Annotated in this window: 20 protein-coding genes, 1 pseudogene and 1 riboswitch; of the genes and pseudogenes, 13 read left to right on the top strand and 8 right to left on the bottom strand. The window is 43.3% G+C overall.

Annotated features, from left to right (window positions below; translation table 11 throughout):
- Positions 1-28: 28 nt before the first annotated feature.
- Positions 29-139: riboswitch (SAM riboswitch) on the top strand.
- Positions 140-208: 69 nt separating this feature from the next.
- The 3 genes from EV146_RS24950 (at position 209) to EV146_RS24940 (ending at position 3282) form a co-directional block, all read left to right on the top strand.
- The gene (locus EV146_RS24950; RefSeq protein WP_241994052.1) at positions 209-1462 is read left to right on the top strand and encodes a homoserine dehydrogenase; all 1254 of its coding nucleotides are present in this window, start codon (positions 209-211) and stop codon (positions 1460-1462) included.
- A gap of 150 nt (positions 1463-1612) precedes the next feature.
- Positions 1613-2056: a MarR family winged helix-turn-helix transcriptional regulator gene (locus EV146_RS24945; RefSeq protein WP_121609864.1), complete on the top strand. Its 444-nt coding sequence runs from the start codon at positions 1613-1615 to the stop codon at positions 2054-2056.
- A 23-nt stretch (positions 2057-2079) separates the two neighbouring features.
- Entirely contained in the window at positions 2080-3282 is a 1203-nt protein-coding gene (locus EV146_RS24940) for an MFS transporter (protein WP_132011380.1), read from the top strand.
- 599 nt (positions 3283-3881) lie between these two features.
- Here the strand turns inward: EV146_RS24940 and EV146_RS24935 are convergent.
- The 3 genes from EV146_RS24935 to EV146_RS24925 all read right to left on the bottom strand — a co-directional run bounded on the left by EV146_RS24935 (position 3882) and on the right by EV146_RS24925 (position 5307).
- Complete coding sequence (locus tag EV146_RS24935) at positions 3882-4067, bottom strand: YfhD family protein (RefSeq protein ID WP_121609862.1); 186 nt, start codon at positions 4065-4067, stop codon at positions 3882-3884.
- A 136-nt stretch (positions 4068-4203) separates the two neighbouring features.
- Positions 4204-4332, bottom strand: a complete 129-nt coding sequence (locus EV146_RS24930) for a YfhE family protein (RefSeq protein WP_121613773.1) — start codon at positions 4330-4332, stop codon at positions 4204-4206.
- A 69-nt stretch (positions 4333-4401) separates the two neighbouring features.
- A complete protein-coding gene (locus tag EV146_RS24925; protein WP_132011379.1) occupies positions 4402-5307 on the bottom strand; it encodes a TIGR01777 family oxidoreductase in 906 nt (301 codons plus the stop codon).
- Positions 5308-5401: 94 nt separating this feature from the next.
- Here EV146_RS24925 and recX point away from each other — a divergent pair, with 94 nt between their 5' ends.
- Positions 5402-6217, top strand: coding sequence for a recombination regulator RecX (gene recX / locus EV146_RS24920; RefSeq protein ID WP_338419230.1), 816 nt, complete (start codon positions 5402-5404; stop codon positions 6215-6217).
- Between the two features lie 6 nt (positions 6218-6223).
- On the opposite strand, the gene EV146_RS24915 is transcribed toward recX, so the two are convergent.
- Positions 6224-6901 (bottom strand): SDR family NAD(P)-dependent oxidoreductase, encoded by a 678-nt coding sequence (locus tag EV146_RS24915; RefSeq protein WP_132011377.1) that lies wholly within the window; start codon positions 6899-6901, stop codon positions 6224-6226.
- An 88-nt stretch (positions 6902-6989) separates the two neighbouring features.
- Here EV146_RS24915 and EV146_RS24910 point away from each other — a divergent pair, with 88 nt between their 5' ends.
- Positions 6990-7319 carry a YfhH family protein gene (locus tag EV146_RS24910; protein ID WP_132011376.1) on the top strand — a complete coding sequence of 110 codons (330 nt, stop codon included), beginning with the start codon at positions 6990-6992 and terminating at the stop codon, positions 7317-7319.
- Positions 7320-7347: 28 nt separating this feature from the next.
- Here EV146_RS24910 and EV146_RS24905 read toward each other — a convergent pair whose 3' ends face one another.
- Positions 7348-7518: a small, acid-soluble spore protein K gene (locus EV146_RS24905; protein ID WP_121609857.1), complete on the bottom strand. Its 171-nt coding sequence runs from the start codon at positions 7516-7518 to the stop codon at positions 7348-7350.
- A 112-nt stretch (positions 7519-7630) separates the two neighbouring features.
- Between EV146_RS24905 and EV146_RS24900 the strand changes: the two genes are divergently transcribed.
- A complete protein-coding gene (locus EV146_RS24900) occupies positions 7631-7900 on the top strand; it encodes a YfhJ family protein (protein WP_132011402.1) in 270 nt (89 codons plus the stop codon).
- A gap of 65 nt (positions 7901-7965) precedes the next feature.
- Here EV146_RS24900 and EV146_RS24895 read toward each other — a convergent pair whose 3' ends face one another.
- Positions 7966-8154, bottom strand: coding sequence for a hypothetical protein (locus tag EV146_RS24895; RefSeq protein ID WP_132011375.1), 189 nt, complete (start codon positions 8152-8154; stop codon positions 7966-7968).
- Positions 8155-8269: 115 nt separating this feature from the next.
- On the opposite strand from EV146_RS24895, the pseudogene EV146_RS24890 reads away from it, so the two are divergent.
- A pseudogene (locus EV146_RS24890) lies at positions 8270-8451 on the top strand (transposase); the annotation flags it as partial.
- Positions 8452-8596: 145 nt separating this feature from the next.
- On the opposite strand, the gene EV146_RS24885 reads toward EV146_RS24890, so the two are convergent.
- Positions 8597-9577 (bottom strand): metal-dependent hydrolase, encoded by a 981-nt coding sequence (locus EV146_RS24885; RefSeq protein WP_121609856.1) that lies wholly within the window; start codon positions 9575-9577, stop codon positions 8597-8599.
- 169 nt (positions 9578-9746) lie between these two features.
- Here EV146_RS24885 and mutY point away from each other — a divergent pair, with 169 nt between their 5' ends.
- Entirely contained in the window at positions 9747-10838 is a 1092-nt protein-coding gene (gene mutY, locus EV146_RS24880) for an A/G-specific adenine glycosylase (protein WP_241994050.1), read from the top strand.
- A 34-nt stretch (positions 10839-10872) separates the two neighbouring features.
- Here the strand turns inward: mutY and EV146_RS24875 are convergent, their stop codons facing one another.
- Positions 10873-11097, bottom strand: coding sequence for a hypothetical protein (locus EV146_RS24875; protein ID WP_121609854.1), 225 nt, complete (start codon positions 11095-11097; stop codon positions 10873-10875).
- Positions 11098-11207: 110 nt separating this feature from the next.
- Between EV146_RS24875 and fabL the strand changes: the two genes are divergently transcribed.
- The 5 genes from fabL (at position 11208) to EV146_RS24850 (ending at position 15703) form a co-directional block, all read left to right on the top strand.
- On the top strand, positions 11208-11957 hold the full coding sequence (fabL, locus tag EV146_RS24870) for an enoyl-[acyl-carrier-protein] reductase FabL (protein ID WP_121609853.1): 750 nt from the start codon (positions 11208-11210) through the stop codon (positions 11955-11957).
- 138 nt (positions 11958-12095) lie between these two features.
- Positions 12096-12548 carry a gamma-type small acid-soluble spore protein gene (locus EV146_RS24865; protein WP_132011374.1) on the top strand — a complete coding sequence of 151 codons (453 nt, stop codon included), beginning with the start codon at positions 12096-12098 and terminating at the stop codon, positions 12546-12548.
- 163 nt (positions 12549-12711) lie between these two features.
- A complete protein-coding gene (locus tag EV146_RS24860; RefSeq protein WP_132011401.1) occupies positions 12712-12966 on the top strand; it encodes a YgaB family protein in 255 nt (84 codons plus the stop codon).
- Positions 12967-13165: 199 nt separating this feature from the next.
- Positions 13166-13696 carry a nucleoside tri-diphosphate phosphatase gene (gene ntdP, locus EV146_RS24855; protein WP_121609851.1) on the top strand — a complete coding sequence of 177 codons (531 nt, stop codon included), beginning with the start codon at positions 13166-13168 and terminating at the stop codon, positions 13694-13696.
- Between the two features lie 258 nt (positions 13697-13954).
- On the top strand, positions 13955-15703 hold the full coding sequence (locus EV146_RS24850; RefSeq protein WP_132011373.1) for an ABC transporter ATP-binding protein: 1749 nt from the start codon (positions 13955-13957) through the stop codon (positions 15701-15703).
- Positions 15704-15715 lie beyond the last annotated feature (12 nt).

Raw genomic sequence — 15715 nt, 5'->3', positions numbered from 1 at the left:
CATACGGAATAAAAACATGTATATATAACTCTTATCGAGAGCGGCGGAGGGACATGGCCCGATGAAGCCCGGCAACCTTCAAGGAAAAATCCTTGAAAAGGTGCTAATTCCTGCAGGCAGAGTGCCTGAAAGATAAGGGGAGGAGCGAGGCCCTCTTCTTATGGAGAGGGCCTCGCTCTTTTTTATTCAAAGGAGCTCCCCTCTCGAGATGAATCAGAAAGGATCGTGGACCAGGATGTCTTCTATAAAAATAGCTATATTGGGGTTTGGAACAGTGGGTCAGGGAGTTTATAAAACGATTGAAACTCATCAGAAAGAATTGGAATCAGTGCTCGGGAAAAAGGTTGAAGTAGCTGCAGTCCTGATTAAAAATAAAGAAAAAGACAGGGGAATCCATCCAGGGGTCCTTGTAACGGATAAGTTCGAAGAGATTATTGACTTAAACCAGCTTGATGTTGTGGTGGAAGCCATTGTCGGGAACGAGCCGGCTTATACATATTTACAGCGGGCCATCCAAAGGGGATGTCATGTGATCACTGCAAATAAAGAAATGTTTGCCAGTTATGGAACGGATCTAAAAGAGCTTGCTGCCCAGCATGATGTTTCCATTGGCTTTGAAGCCACTGTAGCAGGTGGTGTGCCCGTCATCCAGACGATTCAGCAATTATTGAACATTAATCGCATTAAAAAAATTGAAGGGATTCTAAACGGAACCTCCAATTATATTCTCAGTGAGATGCGTGCAAAAGGGGAGTCCTTTTCAGCAGCACTGACAGCTGCACAGGAAAAGGGATATGCGGAAGCGGATCCCACCAATGATGTCGAAGGCTTCGATGCCTTCTACAAACTCATGATTTTAAGTGAGATTGCTTTTGGCGGGAAGCCTGACTGGGAAAGAGTTCCGCGTGAGGGGATTACGGCGATTACCAGGGAACAGATTGAAAAAGCGGAAAAGCTGGGCCTTCGTTTTAAGCTGATTGCATCCATTCAATTGATAAATGGAGAAATTGTCGGTTCAGTCCGGCCGACTCTGGTTTCAAAGTCGCACCCGCTCTATCATATTGAGGGAGTTGAAAATTCCGTTTCCATTGAAGCGGACATTGTAGGGAGAATTACGCTGCAGGGACCTGGGGCAGGGATGCTGCCTACAGCGAGTGCGGTCATTGAGGATTTGATTCATGCCGTCCTTAAAACTGGTGTTCCCGGGAACAGCTTTAGAATGCAGCAACAAACACCTGAGGATTCACAGGTAAAAGAAAAGCAGAATTGGCTCATCTTGAATCCAGATGATTTGGACCATTTCCCGCTTTCTTTATCATCAAGTGCAGAACTGGAAGGTTCCTGCCTTATCCAGGCTGATGAAAACACGGTTCACAGCCTCAGACAGGAAAACAGGAATGCCAGCTTTTTTGAAGTGCTTGGAGAGTTTATGCTAGAAGAACGACAATTGGTTAAATTATAAAAAGGAACAGCTGCCATAAATCAACATGGCAGTTTTTTTTATTGTAGAGAAGGATATTGAAGAAATATACTTACCTAAGTAATGATTATGTGTTATATTAAGAACTATTGAAAATAATAATTACCTGGGTAATTATTTTGGGGTGAGAACATGAGGGAAAACAGTCATATTCTTTTTCATTCAATTCATCAGCTTTCGAGACAGCTGACAAGATATTTAAATGAGGCGTTGGAGCCGTTTGGGCTCTATAACGCCCAGTGGTCGGTTCTTTTTGTTTTAAAAGAAAAAGGTACGCTCACACAGAAAGAGCTCTGTGAATACCTGGCTGTAGAAGCACCCCCAATGACCCGGACCATTCAAAGGCTTGTGAAGCAAGGGTATGTGGAGCAGCAAGCAGGCGTGGACAAGCGAAAAAAACATATCCAGCTCACTGCCAAGGCTGTGGGAGAGTTTCCAGCATGGGAAGCTGCGGTCCTGGAAGCGAATGAGAAGGTGTTAAAATTGCTGCCGGAAAATTCTCAGGAAGCATTGCAGCAGATTATTTCTGAATGGACACTAGGTCTTAAGGGAGGAGCGGTGGATAAACGAGATTAATCAATAGGGGGAAAGATCAACACATGAATGACAATCAACAACCACGATTATGGACAAAGAACTTTATTAGCATTTCAATCAGTAATTTCTTTTTGTTTATGACTTTTTATTTCCTGCTCGTAACATTGCCGATTTACGTCATTCAGGAATTGAACGGAAAAGAATCGGCAGCGGGCCTGGTCACGACTGTTTTCCTGCTATCAGCCATTATTATCAGACCGTTTGCAGGACGGTGGATTGAGAAAATCGGAAGCAGGAAGATTCTGTTAACCTCTTTATTCGTCTTTGCAGGAGCGTCCTTTTTTTACTTTGCAGCAAATACGATCTGGAGCTTGATGGCCATACGTTTCCTGCATGGCATTGGTTTTGGGATGGCAACGACAGCAACAGGCGGAATTGTTGCGAGCATCATTCCTGATTCACGGAGAGGTGAAGGGATGGGCTATTTTGTGCTTTCTTCCAACCTTGCGATGGTAATGGGGCCTTTCCTGGGATTGACAGCGATGCAAGAATGGGGAGTAACCGTAATGTTTTGGATGAGTATCGTTTCAGCCTTGATTGGCCTCGGAGCGGGACTATTTACATCCTTGCCGAAGGTGGATAGAGAAAACAACCTTAAAGGATCCTTCCAGTTCAGGGAGTTATTTGAAGGGTCGGCGATACCAATTGCTGTTGTTGGTGCTTTCTTTGCCATTGTATATTCTTCCATCCTGTCCTTCGTCTCCATTTATGCAGATGAAATTGGCTTAGGTAGTGTTTCCAGCTATTTCTTTGTTGTCTATGCCGTTGTCCTATTGCTTTCAAGGCCATATACAGGTAAATGGTTTGATTTATATGGCGCGAACTGGATTGTATATCCGGCTATTATCTTGTTTGGGATTGGCATGGTTATTCTTGGTACAGCAAGTTCAGCCATCATGTTCCTCGCTGCAGCGGCCTTTGCAGGATTGGGCTGGGGAACGCTGTTTCCAAGCTATCAGACCATTGCCGTGACAGCAGCGCCTCCTAAGCGGCGTGCAATGGCTACAGCCACCTTTTTGTCCATTTATGATACGGGAATTGGGCTTGGTTCATTTATCGTAGGATTGGCTGCAGCTAAAGTGAGCCTGGGCACCCTTTATTTATCAAGCTCTGTCTATATTATCCTGGGACTTGGAATTTATTATCTCCTGCAAGGCCGCAAACTTCAGCGTAGAGAGAAGAGCAAGCGGGAACAAACCATATAATAGAAAAAGCGAACCGGAAATCCGGTTCGCTTTTGTTTTGTATAGTAACTTGCGTCTTCACAAGATGTATATATAAATAATTCTGTTAAACTGCCGCGGTAGTTATTCCACTTGATGATTTTTAAACCTAAACGACGTAAGCCCTACCTCTCTTACATCCTTACGGCTCCGAAGCCGATCCAGTGTGAATAAGTTGAATCTAAAAAATTTTAAGTGAACGCCATAAGTTTATTAACGTCATTCAAGTTACTATATTTATTGGTCTAGCTAATTTATTATAAAGGAATGTAAAACAATTGTCAAATGCCCGCTGAAAGAAAAATTCCAAAAAGTAAAGCACAATTACTTTTATTCAGGTAGTTATCAACAAGACAACTCCCAAAATTGGAGTATTCCACAGGTATATCCACATTATCCACAAAAATGAGAGCGTTTTATTCATATCTTTTTATCCACAAGCACAATCTGTAAAAAGACTTTAGAATTAAAGTAAATGGGTGTGTTTATCCACATTATCCACATCTCTGTGGATAATGTGTAGACAAAAGCATGATCACTGCATGATCTGCTTTTGTCTAAGATAGATTACTTATTTGCAGTTAACGTTTTCGGCTTTTTGCACGTGCATCTGCAGCTTTTGAACGGGCCATTGCCTCAAGGTCCTCATGGTCGGCAAGGTCACGATCAAACTCAACATCCAGGCCATCGGATTTCATGTTTTTTGGAACCTGTGGCAGCTTGGCTGTGTTTTTATCCCTGTTGTTATGTCCGCGTGAACGTCCCATTGTCAAACCCCCCTATAATTGAAACAAAGCATAAAAGTACGGATACCAGCGGCTCCGTACTCTTATGCTTTGCGAATTCAGCTGAGTTATAAGTGGTAATTTTGAGGCATTGGCCACGTGGAAGTTCCAGGATATACTATCTGTTGGTGCTTTTCCTTGTGGCGAAGCCTCCAGCCCTGTCGGCCATTTTAAATTCATGGTTATAGGCTACTTCCTGCATGCTTGTTAACGTATGTTTCATCTTTTCTTTCCTTTTTTTCTCCATTGCCATTGGTATCACCCTTCCTGTGTTGTCATCTTCATTATTTCCATCGCTGGCAATATTAAACAGGCGCTAATCCTGAAAAAGATCAGTCATGGCATCCTTGAGATTGGGATAGGAAAAGATAAATCCATGATCAAGCAATTTTTCAGGCAATACCCGCTGTCCTTTTAGGACAAGCATGCTCATTTCCCCTAAAAGGAGCTGGAGACCGAAGGATGGGACTCTAAGCCAATGAGGGCGGTTTAAGGAATGGGCAAGCTGCCTGCCAAACTGTTCCATCCTCACCGGCTCGGGAGCTGTAAAATTGACCGGCCCGGATAATGAGTCCTCTTCGATTGCAAACAGAATCCCTCTTGCAACATCATCAATATGGACCCAGGAGAGCCACTGCTTCCCGGATCCAATGGTTCCACCGGCATAGAGCCTGTACGGCAGCAGCATTTTTGATAAGGCACCCTGGTTTTTATCTAAAATGACTCCAAATCGGCAGAGGACGGTCCGCACTCCTGCTTGTTCGATTTGCAGTACTTCCTCCTCCCATTTTTTTACGGTCTCAGCTAAAAAATCGTTTCCCACTGAATGAGAAGTCTCGGTAAAAGTTTTAGTCTCTGAAGTGCCGTAAAAGCCGACTGCACTGGCATTGACAACAACACGTGGTTTTTTGGGAAGGTTCTGGATAATTCTTCTTATTTCATTTACGGCTGAAATCCTGCTGGAGACAATTTCAGCTTTGCTTTTTGGGTTCCATCGGCTGTTAATGGTTGTCCCTGCAAGATTGACGAATGCCTGTACTCCCTCTAAATGAAGTTCTGGCTGATCTCCATCATTAAGCCAACGGACAGTACGCGGATTTGCTGAAGGTTTAATGCTTTCATCCCTTCGGCTTAAAATGATTACCTCGTATCCATTATCAATCAGAAGACTTGTTAGGGCTTTGCCTATAAATCCCGTTCCGCCTGCAATCGCAATTTTCATTGGCCGCACCCCTTATAATTCTTTTCTTTCCTTTTTAATTAAACGCTTCTTGCTCTTATTCCTTTCTGAGGTATGGTAAATTATTATTGAGGTGATGACAATGCCGGTCATTTCAAGAATTTCAGTACAAAAACACAATAAAGAGCGATACAGTGTGTTTATTGATTCTGCGAAAGGCGAGGAATACGCATTTAGTGTCGACGAGGATGTACTGATTAAATATCAGTTAAAAAAAGGGATGGAACTGGACGATCTGTCGGTAACAGAAATGCTTTACCAGGACGATATCCGGAAAGCTTATAATCTCGCAATTAACTATCTTGCCCGCCGCATGCGGTCTGAGGAAGAAATAAGGGAGCACCTCCGCCAAAAAGAGGTGGATGAAACAGTTATACAGGAGGCCGTCCACAGGTTATATGAGTACAAATTCTTAAACGACCATGAGTTTGCCAGTGCCTTTGTCCGGACACAAATGAACAGTGCGGACAAAGGTCCTGAGCTTATTAAAGCGGAGCTTAAGAAAAAGGGCATCAAACAACAAATCATAATCGAAGCAATCGCTGAATACCCTCTTGAAGCCCAAATAGAAAAGGCTGTCTATCTGGGGAGCAAATTTGCTGCAAAGAATAGCAGGGACTCTTCCAAAATTTTGAAACAAAAGCTGGAACAGCACCTTCTGCGTAAAGGATATCCTTTTCAGGTCATCAACATAGCAATGGAAGAAATCATTGTCGAAAAACAGGAAGACCTGGAAATGGATGCTTTAAAGTATCAGGGTGATAAGCTTTTGAAAAAGCATGCAAATTTAACAGGATCGGAATTTCGCCGCAAGATAAAGCAGGGTTTATTTAATAAAGGTTTTTCATTTGATTTAATTGACAAGTATTTAAACAGTCTGGAACTCGAATAATAGTATTCAAGTTTTTGGGGACTCTATTATGATTGTATCTTTGTGAAGCTCTGACATGACGATTCCCGCAACCTCCCTAGCTGACCGGAATTTTGATGGGTCAGCTATATGTGAACTTCCGTTCCAAAATGGGGTATCCATCCCTCCCATATAGGCTGCAATGATTTTAACTCCCGTTTGATCGTATTCTGCTTGAAGGGATTCCGTAAAACCTCTGACCGCAAACTTGCTGGCGCAATAAATTGCTTCATTCTTTTTTCCACGGAGCCCGGCTGTAGAGATAATATTCATCACTAACCCTTCATTCGTTTTTAGCAGATAGGGAAGGATGGCCTTAGTCATGTGGAGTGTCCCCAGCACATTCGTGGAGAATGTATCCTCCAATTCCTGGTCGGAGCTTTCCAGGAATGGTCCGAAAAACCCAACTCCTGCATTGTTAATCAAACCGTATAAATCAAAATCTTTATTTAAAATGAGCAGCTTTTCTTTTACATCTTCAGGATTCCGGATATCCAATTCTAGAGAAGAAGCCTTGCCATCATTTTGTTCAATTTCCGTTTTTGTTTTGGTAAGGGACTTTTCTGTCCTGCCTGCAAGGATTAAATGATAGCCTTTCTGGGCAAAGGATATAGACAGTTCTTTCCCAAGCCCAGAACCGGCGCCTGTGACAATAATTGATTTCATGCTGGCGTGCCCCCTTATGGATGGTTTTCTTTATTAATTACTCCAAATCAGCTAAGATTAAACTGACAAGAAACTGGGAGTGAAAAAAATGCAGCGGGAAAAACGATATAGTGAATTGAATGAATATGAATTAAAGCAGGAAATCGCTGCTCTTACTGAAAAGGCCAGAAAAGCCGAACAGCACGGAATGGTGAATGAGCTTGCCGTTCTTGAACGGAAGGCTGCGATGGCAAAAGCGTATCTTCTGAATCCGGAGGACTTTAAATCCGGTGAGATTTATGAAGTGGATGGAGATCCAGGGAGCTATTTTAAAATAAATTATCTAAATGGTGTTTTTGCCTGGGGATACCGCTTAAGCGGAAATGGGAAGGAAGAAGCTTTGCCGATAAGTTTATTGAAAAGACTCGAGCAAAACTAGGTTCAGCCAGTTTTGCCCGAGGAATCATCTAAAAATCAGCTGTATTGCTTTTCCTGTTGCCGGAAGCGCGCATTCTTTCCTGAGGATGGGTATTGATGGACCCATCGGCTCTTCTGGAATTGTATGCTACTTTCGCGCGGGGTTCACCTTCAAAGCGGCTTGTGTTCATATTTGGAAAATGATTAGCTTTATTTCGCATAATGTCCTCCTTGAAAAGGTGATTGTATGCGTCAGCCAAAACTCACGCTCTTATAGTATGACTTTGGAGCACTGACATTAGTACGGCATATTTTGTAATGAGGTGAGAAATGATGAACGACTACCATGAAAGACTTGCCAGCCTGCTTCTTGAGAAGAACAATCAGATCTCTTACCAACAAGCTTTAACATGGGTTGAGTTATTGTGGGATGACTTTGAAACAACTTCAGCCAAGGCGGGGAGAGAGTACAAAGGCAGTGAAATGACGGAAAAGGTTGTCCGCCAGTGGATTGAGCAGCACGGGAAGACTCTTCATGAATTTGTTGCAAAGAACCCCAATTATAAACATTACCTTGAGCAGGATGGAAAAAAGCTGCATTAAAAAAGCGATGCCGGTATGGGCATCGCTTCAGACTGTGGACAAACTCTCGATGAAAATCGAGGTTGTCACAGTCTTTTTTTATTTTGTCTGGTTGTATAAATGGGCTGTTGACTTCCGTTCCAGGCGTTTTGCTTTCCGCGGAGCGGGCGGTAAGCCTCCTCGTCGCTGCTGCTCCTGCGGGGTTTCACCTGTCCCGCTGATCCCGAAGGAGTCTTCACGCCTTCCACTCCAATCAACAGGGTTCTATTAGTCAATGTGGCAGTAACACCAAGCTTATTTTAAAATGGAAATATAAAACGTTTAGGTGATGAAGATGCTTTCAAAAAAAGAAGGCGCCCACCTGATGCATAAACAAGAAGTAAAAAACATTTTTCGAAACGGAAGGAAACCACCGAGCGGATATTCGCAGATGCAAAAGAAAAGCATGGCATACATTGGACAACTCTAAGGTGATTTAAAAAATATTGTCGATGCAGGCGATGCTTACTTTCGCTGCCTTGAACCTGAAAAAGATGGCCAATTGGACATGGAGAGGTCGAATTATGGCCTAGGAGCCTGAAATGAGGGTCATTATACAAGAGGTAAAAACACAATAAAATCAAAAAAGGGGTTCGGAATGAGACTATTCCAAACCTCTTTTGTCGACAAACTGAAGCGATGCCGGTACAGGCATCGCTTTTTTTATGGCTGATGGAGTTACCCTGGAATGAACTCCAGCTTTTTGCGAAGCTTCTCTTCACTGTAAATCCACCCGGTATAAGAGCTGAGAATATTCAGATCCAAGTCCAGTTTCACCACTGCCACAAATGGATAATGTCCATTGCTCCTGTATCGCAGGTCAATGAATCTTACTTCATAGTGGTCATCGAATTCATCCATTTCCCAGCGATAGACTGGAGAAAAGGAGAGGAAGGCGGAAAGATTTGAATCTTTTTTGGCAGCCTTTAAAACCGGGGTATCAGGGACTGGAACCCTGCTATACTGATCAAGGATTCTGACATGAACCCTGTGTGCCCTTCCAACAAAGAACTGCTTTTCCGTCATGACAGCAATTCGCCATTCATGGTTTTTCATTGTCGGTGCAATAATGATGTCCGTTGCATCTGGAATCATTTCCTTCACAATTTTTGTAAGCTTGCCCTTATAATAAAAGCGGTGAAGGTAATAGATGATGATCAGCGCATAAACGGCAAGGAACGTATAGCCTGGATGTGATCCGAATACCCAAAGGAAAAGGCCCGCCACGTGGATGGCGAAAATAAATGGGTCAAATGTATTGATGACGCCAAGGGCTACCCATTTGCAGGTGAATGGCCGCAATGCCTGTGTTCCATAAGAATTAAAGATATCGACAAACACATGGAGAAAGACTGCCAGAAACGTCCATAGCCATAGATGGAGCAAATCGGCTTCAGGGTTGAACGGATAAATAACTCCCGTAATCAGCACTGGCCAAAGAAGCACGGCTGGTATCGAGTGGGTAATCCCTCTGTGATTCCTTATATATACAGCATTATTCCTTAGTTTTAATACTGTATCAATATCCGGTATTTGCGACCCGATGATGGTAGCGGCTAAAACACTGCTCGCTGTCGCCGTACTTCCAGCCACAACGGGATCGAGTGTTGCCAGCCCTCCCAAAGCGAGCCCCATTACAATGTGTGTTCCTGTATCCAAGGAAAATACCTCCTAAATCAGGAAAATGGTTACCTAATATACTATTCCCTTGTACCAAAAGAAATAATGGTTTACCTTAGTAAGGTTGAAAAAGAAATTTTAAACGGGAACGTTTTTATTATATTCCCAAAAATACTGTTTGTTTAACACGTGGAGGATGAGCGTCACCATGAAAAATCTAGAAGAAATGGATATACCATCCTTTCGCGAAGATCTTATAGGATGGTTCGAGAAAGAGCAGAGAGATTTACCTTGGAGAAAAGATCGGGATCCTTATAAAATCTGGGTATCCGAAGTTATGCTTCAACAAACGAGAGTGGATACTGTCATTCCCTATTTTAATCGGTTTTTAGAGCAATTTCCATCCTTAGATGCACTCGCAGAGGCGGATGAAGAAAAAGTGCTGAAAGCCTGGGAAGGGCTGGGCTATTATTCACGAGTGAGGAACCTCCAAAGTGCTGTAAAAGAGGTTCAGGAAAAATATAATGGAATCGTCCCAGACTCACCGAAAGAGATTTCGGCCTTAAAAGGGGTAGGGCCATATACAGCAGGTGCCATCTTAAGCATCGCTTATGCAAAGCCAGAACCTGCTGTTGATGGCAATGTCATGCGTGTATTATCCAGAATCCTCTTGATTTGGGATGACATTGCGAAACCCGCATCACGCAGGATATTTGAAGAAGCGGTACGGGAGCTGATTTCCCATGAAAATCCATCTTATTTTAACCAGGCTATGATGGAGCTCGGTGCCCTGATTTGTACGCCAACCTCACCCTCCTGCCTGCTTTGCCCGGTCAGGGACCATTGTCAGGCGTTTAATGAAGGAGTACAAGACGAATTGCCTGTGAAAACCAAAAAGAAAAAACAGCGGCCTGTTGAACTGACGGCTGCAGTCCTGAGAAATCATGAAGGGAAGCTGCTTATTCGAAAGCGGCCTGATACCGGGCTGCTGGCCAATCTCTGGGAGTTTCCAACTACAGAAGTAAATCTTGAGTTTAGGAGCGAAAAAGAACAATTTGCTGATTATTTTAAAGACCAGTATGAAACTGGGATAACTTTAGGCGAAATGCTGGGCAGAATTGAACATGTTTTTTCACACCTCATTTGGAATCTTCATGTATTTACCGGAACCATTCAGGGACAAATAAAGGAAGCATCAGACTTAAGATTAGTATCTTTGGATGAAATAGATGAGTTCGCTTTTCCGGTTTCCCACCAGAGAATTTTGAGGCTATATCGGGAAACAGGTGAAATAAAGTGAGGCTGTGAATAACAGCCTCATTTTTTTGACCTTTTTAATCGTAGCTGACTTTAGTTCCGTGGGTATAATCAGCCTCATTGCGGTTCAGGCCGCCCCGCCTTTCAATTTCCTCAATGATTTTCCGATGAAGAGACTGACCCTCCGAGTTCAAATAAGGCACAACCTGCTGCATGGAGTGGTGGAAAAAGGCAAGTTCGCTGTCCTTCCATTCTGTTTTGGGCATCATCGTCAACTCGGTCATATCCCTGCCAACATACATTTCGATCCCATCCTTCCTTATCATCTGTGTAGTTTAGTGTTCGTTCCTACATTGTCATATATACCTGCAAGCGATAAAATGAAACAAAATGGATAGAAAGGAACAGAAAAATGACAAATAAAGTTGCACTAGTTACAGGAAGCAGCCGGGGGATTGGCAAAGCAATTGCTCTCCGTCTGGCCAAAGAAGGATATGACCTTGTCATCAATTATGCCCGCAGCAAAAAGGCTGCACTTGAAACAGCCGAAGAAATAGAGGCACTTGGAAGAAAAGCCCTCGTGGTTAAAGCAAATGTAGGAGATGTCGGTAAAATCAAAGCCATGTTTGAACAGATTGAGGCTGAATTTGGCCGTCTCGATATTTTTGTGAATAATGCAGCCTCCGGTGTGCAAAGGCCGGCAATGGAGCTGGAAGAAAACCACTGGGACTGGACGATGAACATCAACAGTAAGGCACTGTTATTTTGTGCCCAGGAAGCTGCGAAACTTATGGAGAAATCAGGCAAAGGCAAAATTGTCAGCATCAGTTCGCTTGGCTCCATCCGGTATCTGGAAAATTACACGGCCGTCGGTGTTTCAAAAGCGGCGCTAGAAGCTCTGACCCGCTATCTGGCTGTTGAACTTGCCGCTAAAAATATTGTTGTCAATGCAGTTTCAGGCGGCGCGGTGGACACGGAAGCTCTCGCCCATTTTCCAAACAGAGAAGAAATGCTTGCCGAGGCTAGGGAAAAAACACCCGCAGGTAAAATGGTCGAGATTGAAGACATCGTCCATGCAGTCATGTTCCTATTAAATGACGGTTCGGATATGATTCGAGGGCAGACCATTATTGTGGATGGAGGAATCTCCCTACTCGTTTAAATTTATTTCCAGTTTTCTCACTAAATCGATACCAAATTAACCCAATCATCGGGAATTTATACTGGTTTTATTTGGTCAAAAAAATTAGGATATCACTTCCCGGGTCTGGTTATATTAAGATTCGTGGAGGTGATAACAATGGCAAACAGACAAAACCCAACACAGTCTGGTACCAACATTCAGCAAGTAAGGCAGCAAAACGCTCAATCTGCACAAGGTGGAGCTGGTCAATTCGGCACTGAATTCGCTAGTGAAACAAACGCGGCTGAAGTAAGACGCCAAAATGCTCAATCTGCACAAGGTGGTTCTTTTGGTGGTTCTTCTTCTCAAGCTGGTTTATCAGCGCAATCTGGACAAGGCCAATTCGCTACAGAATTTGGACTTGAAAGCCAGACAAACGCTCAGCAGGTAAGACGCCAAAATGCTCAATCTGCACAAGGTGGAGCTGGTTTATCAGCGCAATCTGGACAAGGCCAATTCGGCACTGAATTCGGACTTGAAAGCCAAACAAGCGCTCAACAAGTAAGACAGCAAAACCAGCAAGCTGAAGCTAGAAAGAATCAAAACTCCGGACAATTCGGCCAGAGCTAATTTTAGTAACATAACATAGAAGGGCACTCTTCCTTGTGAAGAGTGTTCTTCTTTTTGTTGTTCGACAAAGGTTTTCATGGCTCAACAGAACTTGTCAAAGGAGGAAATCCAATCTTCCGCGAATACATAATTTAGTAAAATCTATTTCAGGCGGTGGCAGATGATGGATCAGTTTAATGAATTGGTATCGACCCAAATGAAGACAATGGATAAGCTTTTATATTTGCAATCCGAACTGGAACGCTGCCAGCAAATTGAAAAGCAGCTGATTACGCTTAGGCAAAATGCTGAGCTTGATGAAGTCCGTGAAGAAATTGACCGGATGAAGGATGAACTTAAGGACATCCACCGGGTTTTTGAGGAACAGACAGAAGAAGTGATCCGAACGTATCAGGAAATGAATATTTTAATAAAATAAATCCCCTAAATGTATAAAAAGGATACTTATTTAAGCCGCCTGAATGAAAAAGGGTGGCTCTTTTGTTTTAAATTCTTTCATGAACCGTTATAATAATAAAAAAAAGGAATCGTTTTGTTACCTTTTGTCGGTTATTTTTTTAGATTCATATACAAGGATAGGTTGCAAAGCTCCAGGAAAGGAAAGTAGGGGAGAAACAATGGGCGTACCCAACGAGGGAGAGTCGGTCCAAATACATAGCTATAAACATAATGGGCACATCCATAGAGTCTGGGAGGAAACGACCATCTTAAAGGGTACCCAGAATCTTGTGATTGGCGGGAATGACCGGACTGTCGTTACAGAGTCCGACGGAAGAACCTGGATAACAAGGGAACCCGCAATCTGTTATTTCCATTCCCAGCATTGGTTCAATGTCATCGGGATGATCCGGGAAGATGGGGTATATTATTACTGCAATCTCAGTTCGCCATTTATTTTTGATGGAGAAGCATTGAAGTATATTGACTATGACCTCGATATTAAGGTGTTTCCAGACATGACATTCAACCTCCTGGACGAGGATGAATACGAGCGGCACCGTAAAGAAATGCAATATCCTGAAGTAATTGACCAGATCTTGAAATTCAATGTCGAGAAGCTGATTAAATGGATCAGGCAAAGGAAAGGTCCCTTCTCGCCTGATTTCATTGACATTTGGTACGAGCGTTATTTGACATACAGACGTTGAGTCTTATATAGATTCACCCTTGTGAGAGGCCAGGGACTGCAGTCCATTGGCCTTTAAGCGCCAGCCAGATCGAGAATGTTGCCTGTCGATTATACAAGCTCCTGCGGCTGGCCCCTCCAATTTAACGCACTCCCCTTTGGAAGACAATCGTTCCGCTGGGCTTACCAGGCGCTTCTGCTTTAAAATCACCTGTTGAGTGTTTCAACAGGTTTTTATTTGGTTATCGTAAAGAAAACAAGTATTTGATAGGGGGAAGAAATGAGTAGTATAAACAGATATTTACAATTCGTCAAACCTTATCGATGGCAAATTATTGGGACCGTTATCATTGGGATCCTGAAATTTGCCATCCCCCTGTTAATTCCATTGCTGATTAAATTTGTCGTAGATGATGTCGTCCAAAATGATTCATTGTCGAATGCAGATAAATCAAGCAAGCTTTTGACAGTAATGGGCATCATGATCGTCATTTTTGTCGTCCTGCGTCCGCCGATTGAATATTACCGCCAGTATTTTGCCCAGTGGACAGCCAGCAGGATCCTGTATGATATCAGGGACAGGTTATTTACGCATCTTCAGAAATTAAGCTTTAAATATTACGCTAATACACGGGCAGGAGAAGTTATTTCCAGGGTCATCAATGATGTGGAACAGACCAAAACTTTTGTCATTACGGGTCTGATGAATTTATGGCTTGATGTTGCCACTATCGTCATTGCTGTTTGCATTATGTTTACTATGGATGTATCGCTAACCCTTGTTTCGCTGATCCTGTTTCCGCTATACGCGTTCTCTGTGCGGTATTTCTTTGGCAACCTGAGAAATTTAACCAGGGTCCGGTCACAGGCACTCGCGGAAGTGCAAAGCTATCTGCATGAACGGGTCGCTGGAATATCTCTTGTGAAAAGCTTTGCACTTGAAGACTACGAGCAGAAGCAATTTGATCAGCAGAACAGAAATTTTCTGGAAAAGGCTTTGGACCATACCAGCTGGAATGCAAAAGCATTTGCTGTTGTCAATACGATTACAGATGTTGCTCCGCTTATCGTAATCGGCTACGCAGGTTACCAGGCGGTCAATGGGGAACTTTCCATTGGGACAATGATGGCATTTATTGCCTATATTGATAAGCTCTATAATCCGCTTCGCAGATTGGTGAATTCCTCCAATACACTGACACAGTCGATTGCTTCGATGGACAGGGTGTTTGAGTTCATGGATGAAAAATATGACATTGTGGATGAACCCAATTCCACGGACCTTCAAAAGGTCAACGGAGATATCACCTTCAAAAATGTAAGTTTTTCTTATGATAAAGATGAGGAAACAGTTCTGAAAAATATTAACCTGGAGGTTAAGAAAGGCGAAACCATTGCTCTCGTCGGCATGAGCGGAGGGGGAAAATCATCATTCGTCAGTCTGATTCCCCGGTTTTATGATGTGACGGAGGGGGAGATTCTGCTTGATGGCAAGGATATCCGTACTCTTAAAGTACAATCCCTCCGCGACAAAATCGGAATGGTCCTTCAGGATAATATCCTGTTTAGCGAGTCGGTCAAGACAAATATTCTTCTCGGCAATCCGGAAGCAAGTGATGAAGCCGTAATGGAGGCGGCCCGCGCAGCGAATGCCCATGATTTTATCACTGCCCTTCCTGAGGGTTATGATACAAAGGTGGGAGAACGAGGAGTAAAGCTTTCAGGAGGCCAAAGGCAGAGAGTGGCCATTGCCCGCGTCTTTTTAAAGAATCCTCCAATATTAATCCTGGATGAAGCAACATCGGCGCTTGATCTGGAAAGCGAGCATCTCATCCAGGAAGCTCTCGAAACACTGGCCAAAGACAGGACAACCTTCATTGTAGCACATCGTCTCTCGACTATTACTCATGCAGACCGTATTGTTCTGATTGACCATGGGGAGATAAAAGAAGTGGGGACTCATGAGGAGTTGATGGCGCTCGGGGGCGGCTATCATAAGTTGTTCCAGGTCCAGCAGCTTGAAAATTAAACAAAAAACAGC

Source organism: Mesobacillus foraminis, from assembly GCF_004340465.1.
In the GTDB taxonomy this organism is placed as follows: Bacteria; Bacillota; Bacilli; order Bacillales; family Cytobacillaceae; genus Mesobacillus_B; species Mesobacillus_B foraminis.
Note: the sequence above shows the minus strand (reverse complement) of the source record. Positions and strands in the feature narration are given on the sequence as shown.

What these genes read in the sequence shown, in the direction of transcription:
- EV146_RS24865 (WP_132011374.1), top strand. Translation starts at nt 12,096, where the DNA reads ATGGCAAACAGACAAAACCCAACACAGTCTGGTACCAACATTCAGCAA.
- EV146_RS24900 (WP_132011402.1), top strand. Translation starts at nt 7,631, where the DNA reads ATGAACGACTACCATGAAAGACTTGCCAGCCTGCTTCTTGAGAAGAAC.
- EV146_RS24935 (WP_121609862.1), bottom strand. Translation starts at nt 4,067, where the DNA reads ATGGGACGTTCACGCGGACATAACAACAGGGATAAAAACACAGCCAAG.
- fabL (WP_121609853.1), top strand. Translation starts at nt 11,208, where the DNA reads ATGACAAATAAAGTTGCACTAGTTACAGGAAGCAGCCGGGGGATTGGC.
- EV146_RS24940 (WP_132011380.1), top strand. Translation starts at nt 2,080, where the DNA reads ATGAATGACAATCAACAACCACGATTATGGACAAAGAACTTTATTAGC.
- mutY (WP_241994050.1), top strand. Translation starts at nt 9,747, where the DNA reads ATGAAAAATCTAGAAGAAATGGATATACCATCCTTTCGCGAAGATCTT.
- EV146_RS24910 (WP_132011376.1), top strand. Translation starts at nt 6,990, where the DNA reads ATGCAGCGGGAAAAACGATATAGTGAATTGAATGAATATGAATTAAAG.
- EV146_RS24875 (WP_121609854.1), bottom strand. Translation starts at nt 11,097, where the DNA reads ATGTATGTTGGCAGGGATATGACCGAGTTGACGATGATGCCCAAAACA.
- recX (WP_338419230.1), top strand. Translation starts at nt 5,402, where the DNA reads ATGACAATGCCGGTCATTTCAAGAATTTCAGTACAAAAACACAATAAA.
- EV146_RS24905 (WP_121609857.1), bottom strand. Translation starts at nt 7,518, where the DNA reads ATGCGAAATAAAGCTAATCATTTTCCAAATATGAACACAAGCCGCTTT.
- EV146_RS24850 (WP_132011373.1), top strand. Translation starts at nt 13,955, where the DNA reads ATGAGTAGTATAAACAGATATTTACAATTCGTCAAACCTTATCGATGG.
- EV146_RS24915 (WP_132011377.1), bottom strand. Translation starts at nt 6,901, where the DNA reads ATGAAATCAATTATTGTCACAGGCGCCGGTTCTGGGCTTGGGAAAGAA.
- EV146_RS24950 (WP_241994052.1), top strand. Translation starts at nt 209, where the DNA reads ATGAATCAGAAAGGATCGTGGACCAGGATGTCTTCTATAAAAATAGCT.
- EV146_RS24930 (WP_121613773.1), bottom strand. Translation starts at nt 4,332, where the DNA reads ATGGAGAAAAAAAGGAAAGAAAAGATGAAACATACGTTAACAAGCATG.
- EV146_RS24925 (WP_132011379.1), bottom strand. Translation starts at nt 5,307, where the DNA reads ATGAAAATTGCGATTGCAGGCGGAACGGGATTTATAGGCAAAGCCCTA.
- EV146_RS24945 (WP_121609864.1), top strand. Translation starts at nt 1,613, where the DNA reads ATGAGGGAAAACAGTCATATTCTTTTTCATTCAATTCATCAGCTTTCG.
- ntdP (WP_121609851.1), top strand. Translation starts at nt 13,166, where the DNA reads ATGGGCGTACCCAACGAGGGAGAGTCGGTCCAAATACATAGCTATAAA.
- EV146_RS24860 (WP_132011401.1), top strand. Translation starts at nt 12,712, where the DNA reads ATGGATCAGTTTAATGAATTGGTATCGACCCAAATGAAGACAATGGAT.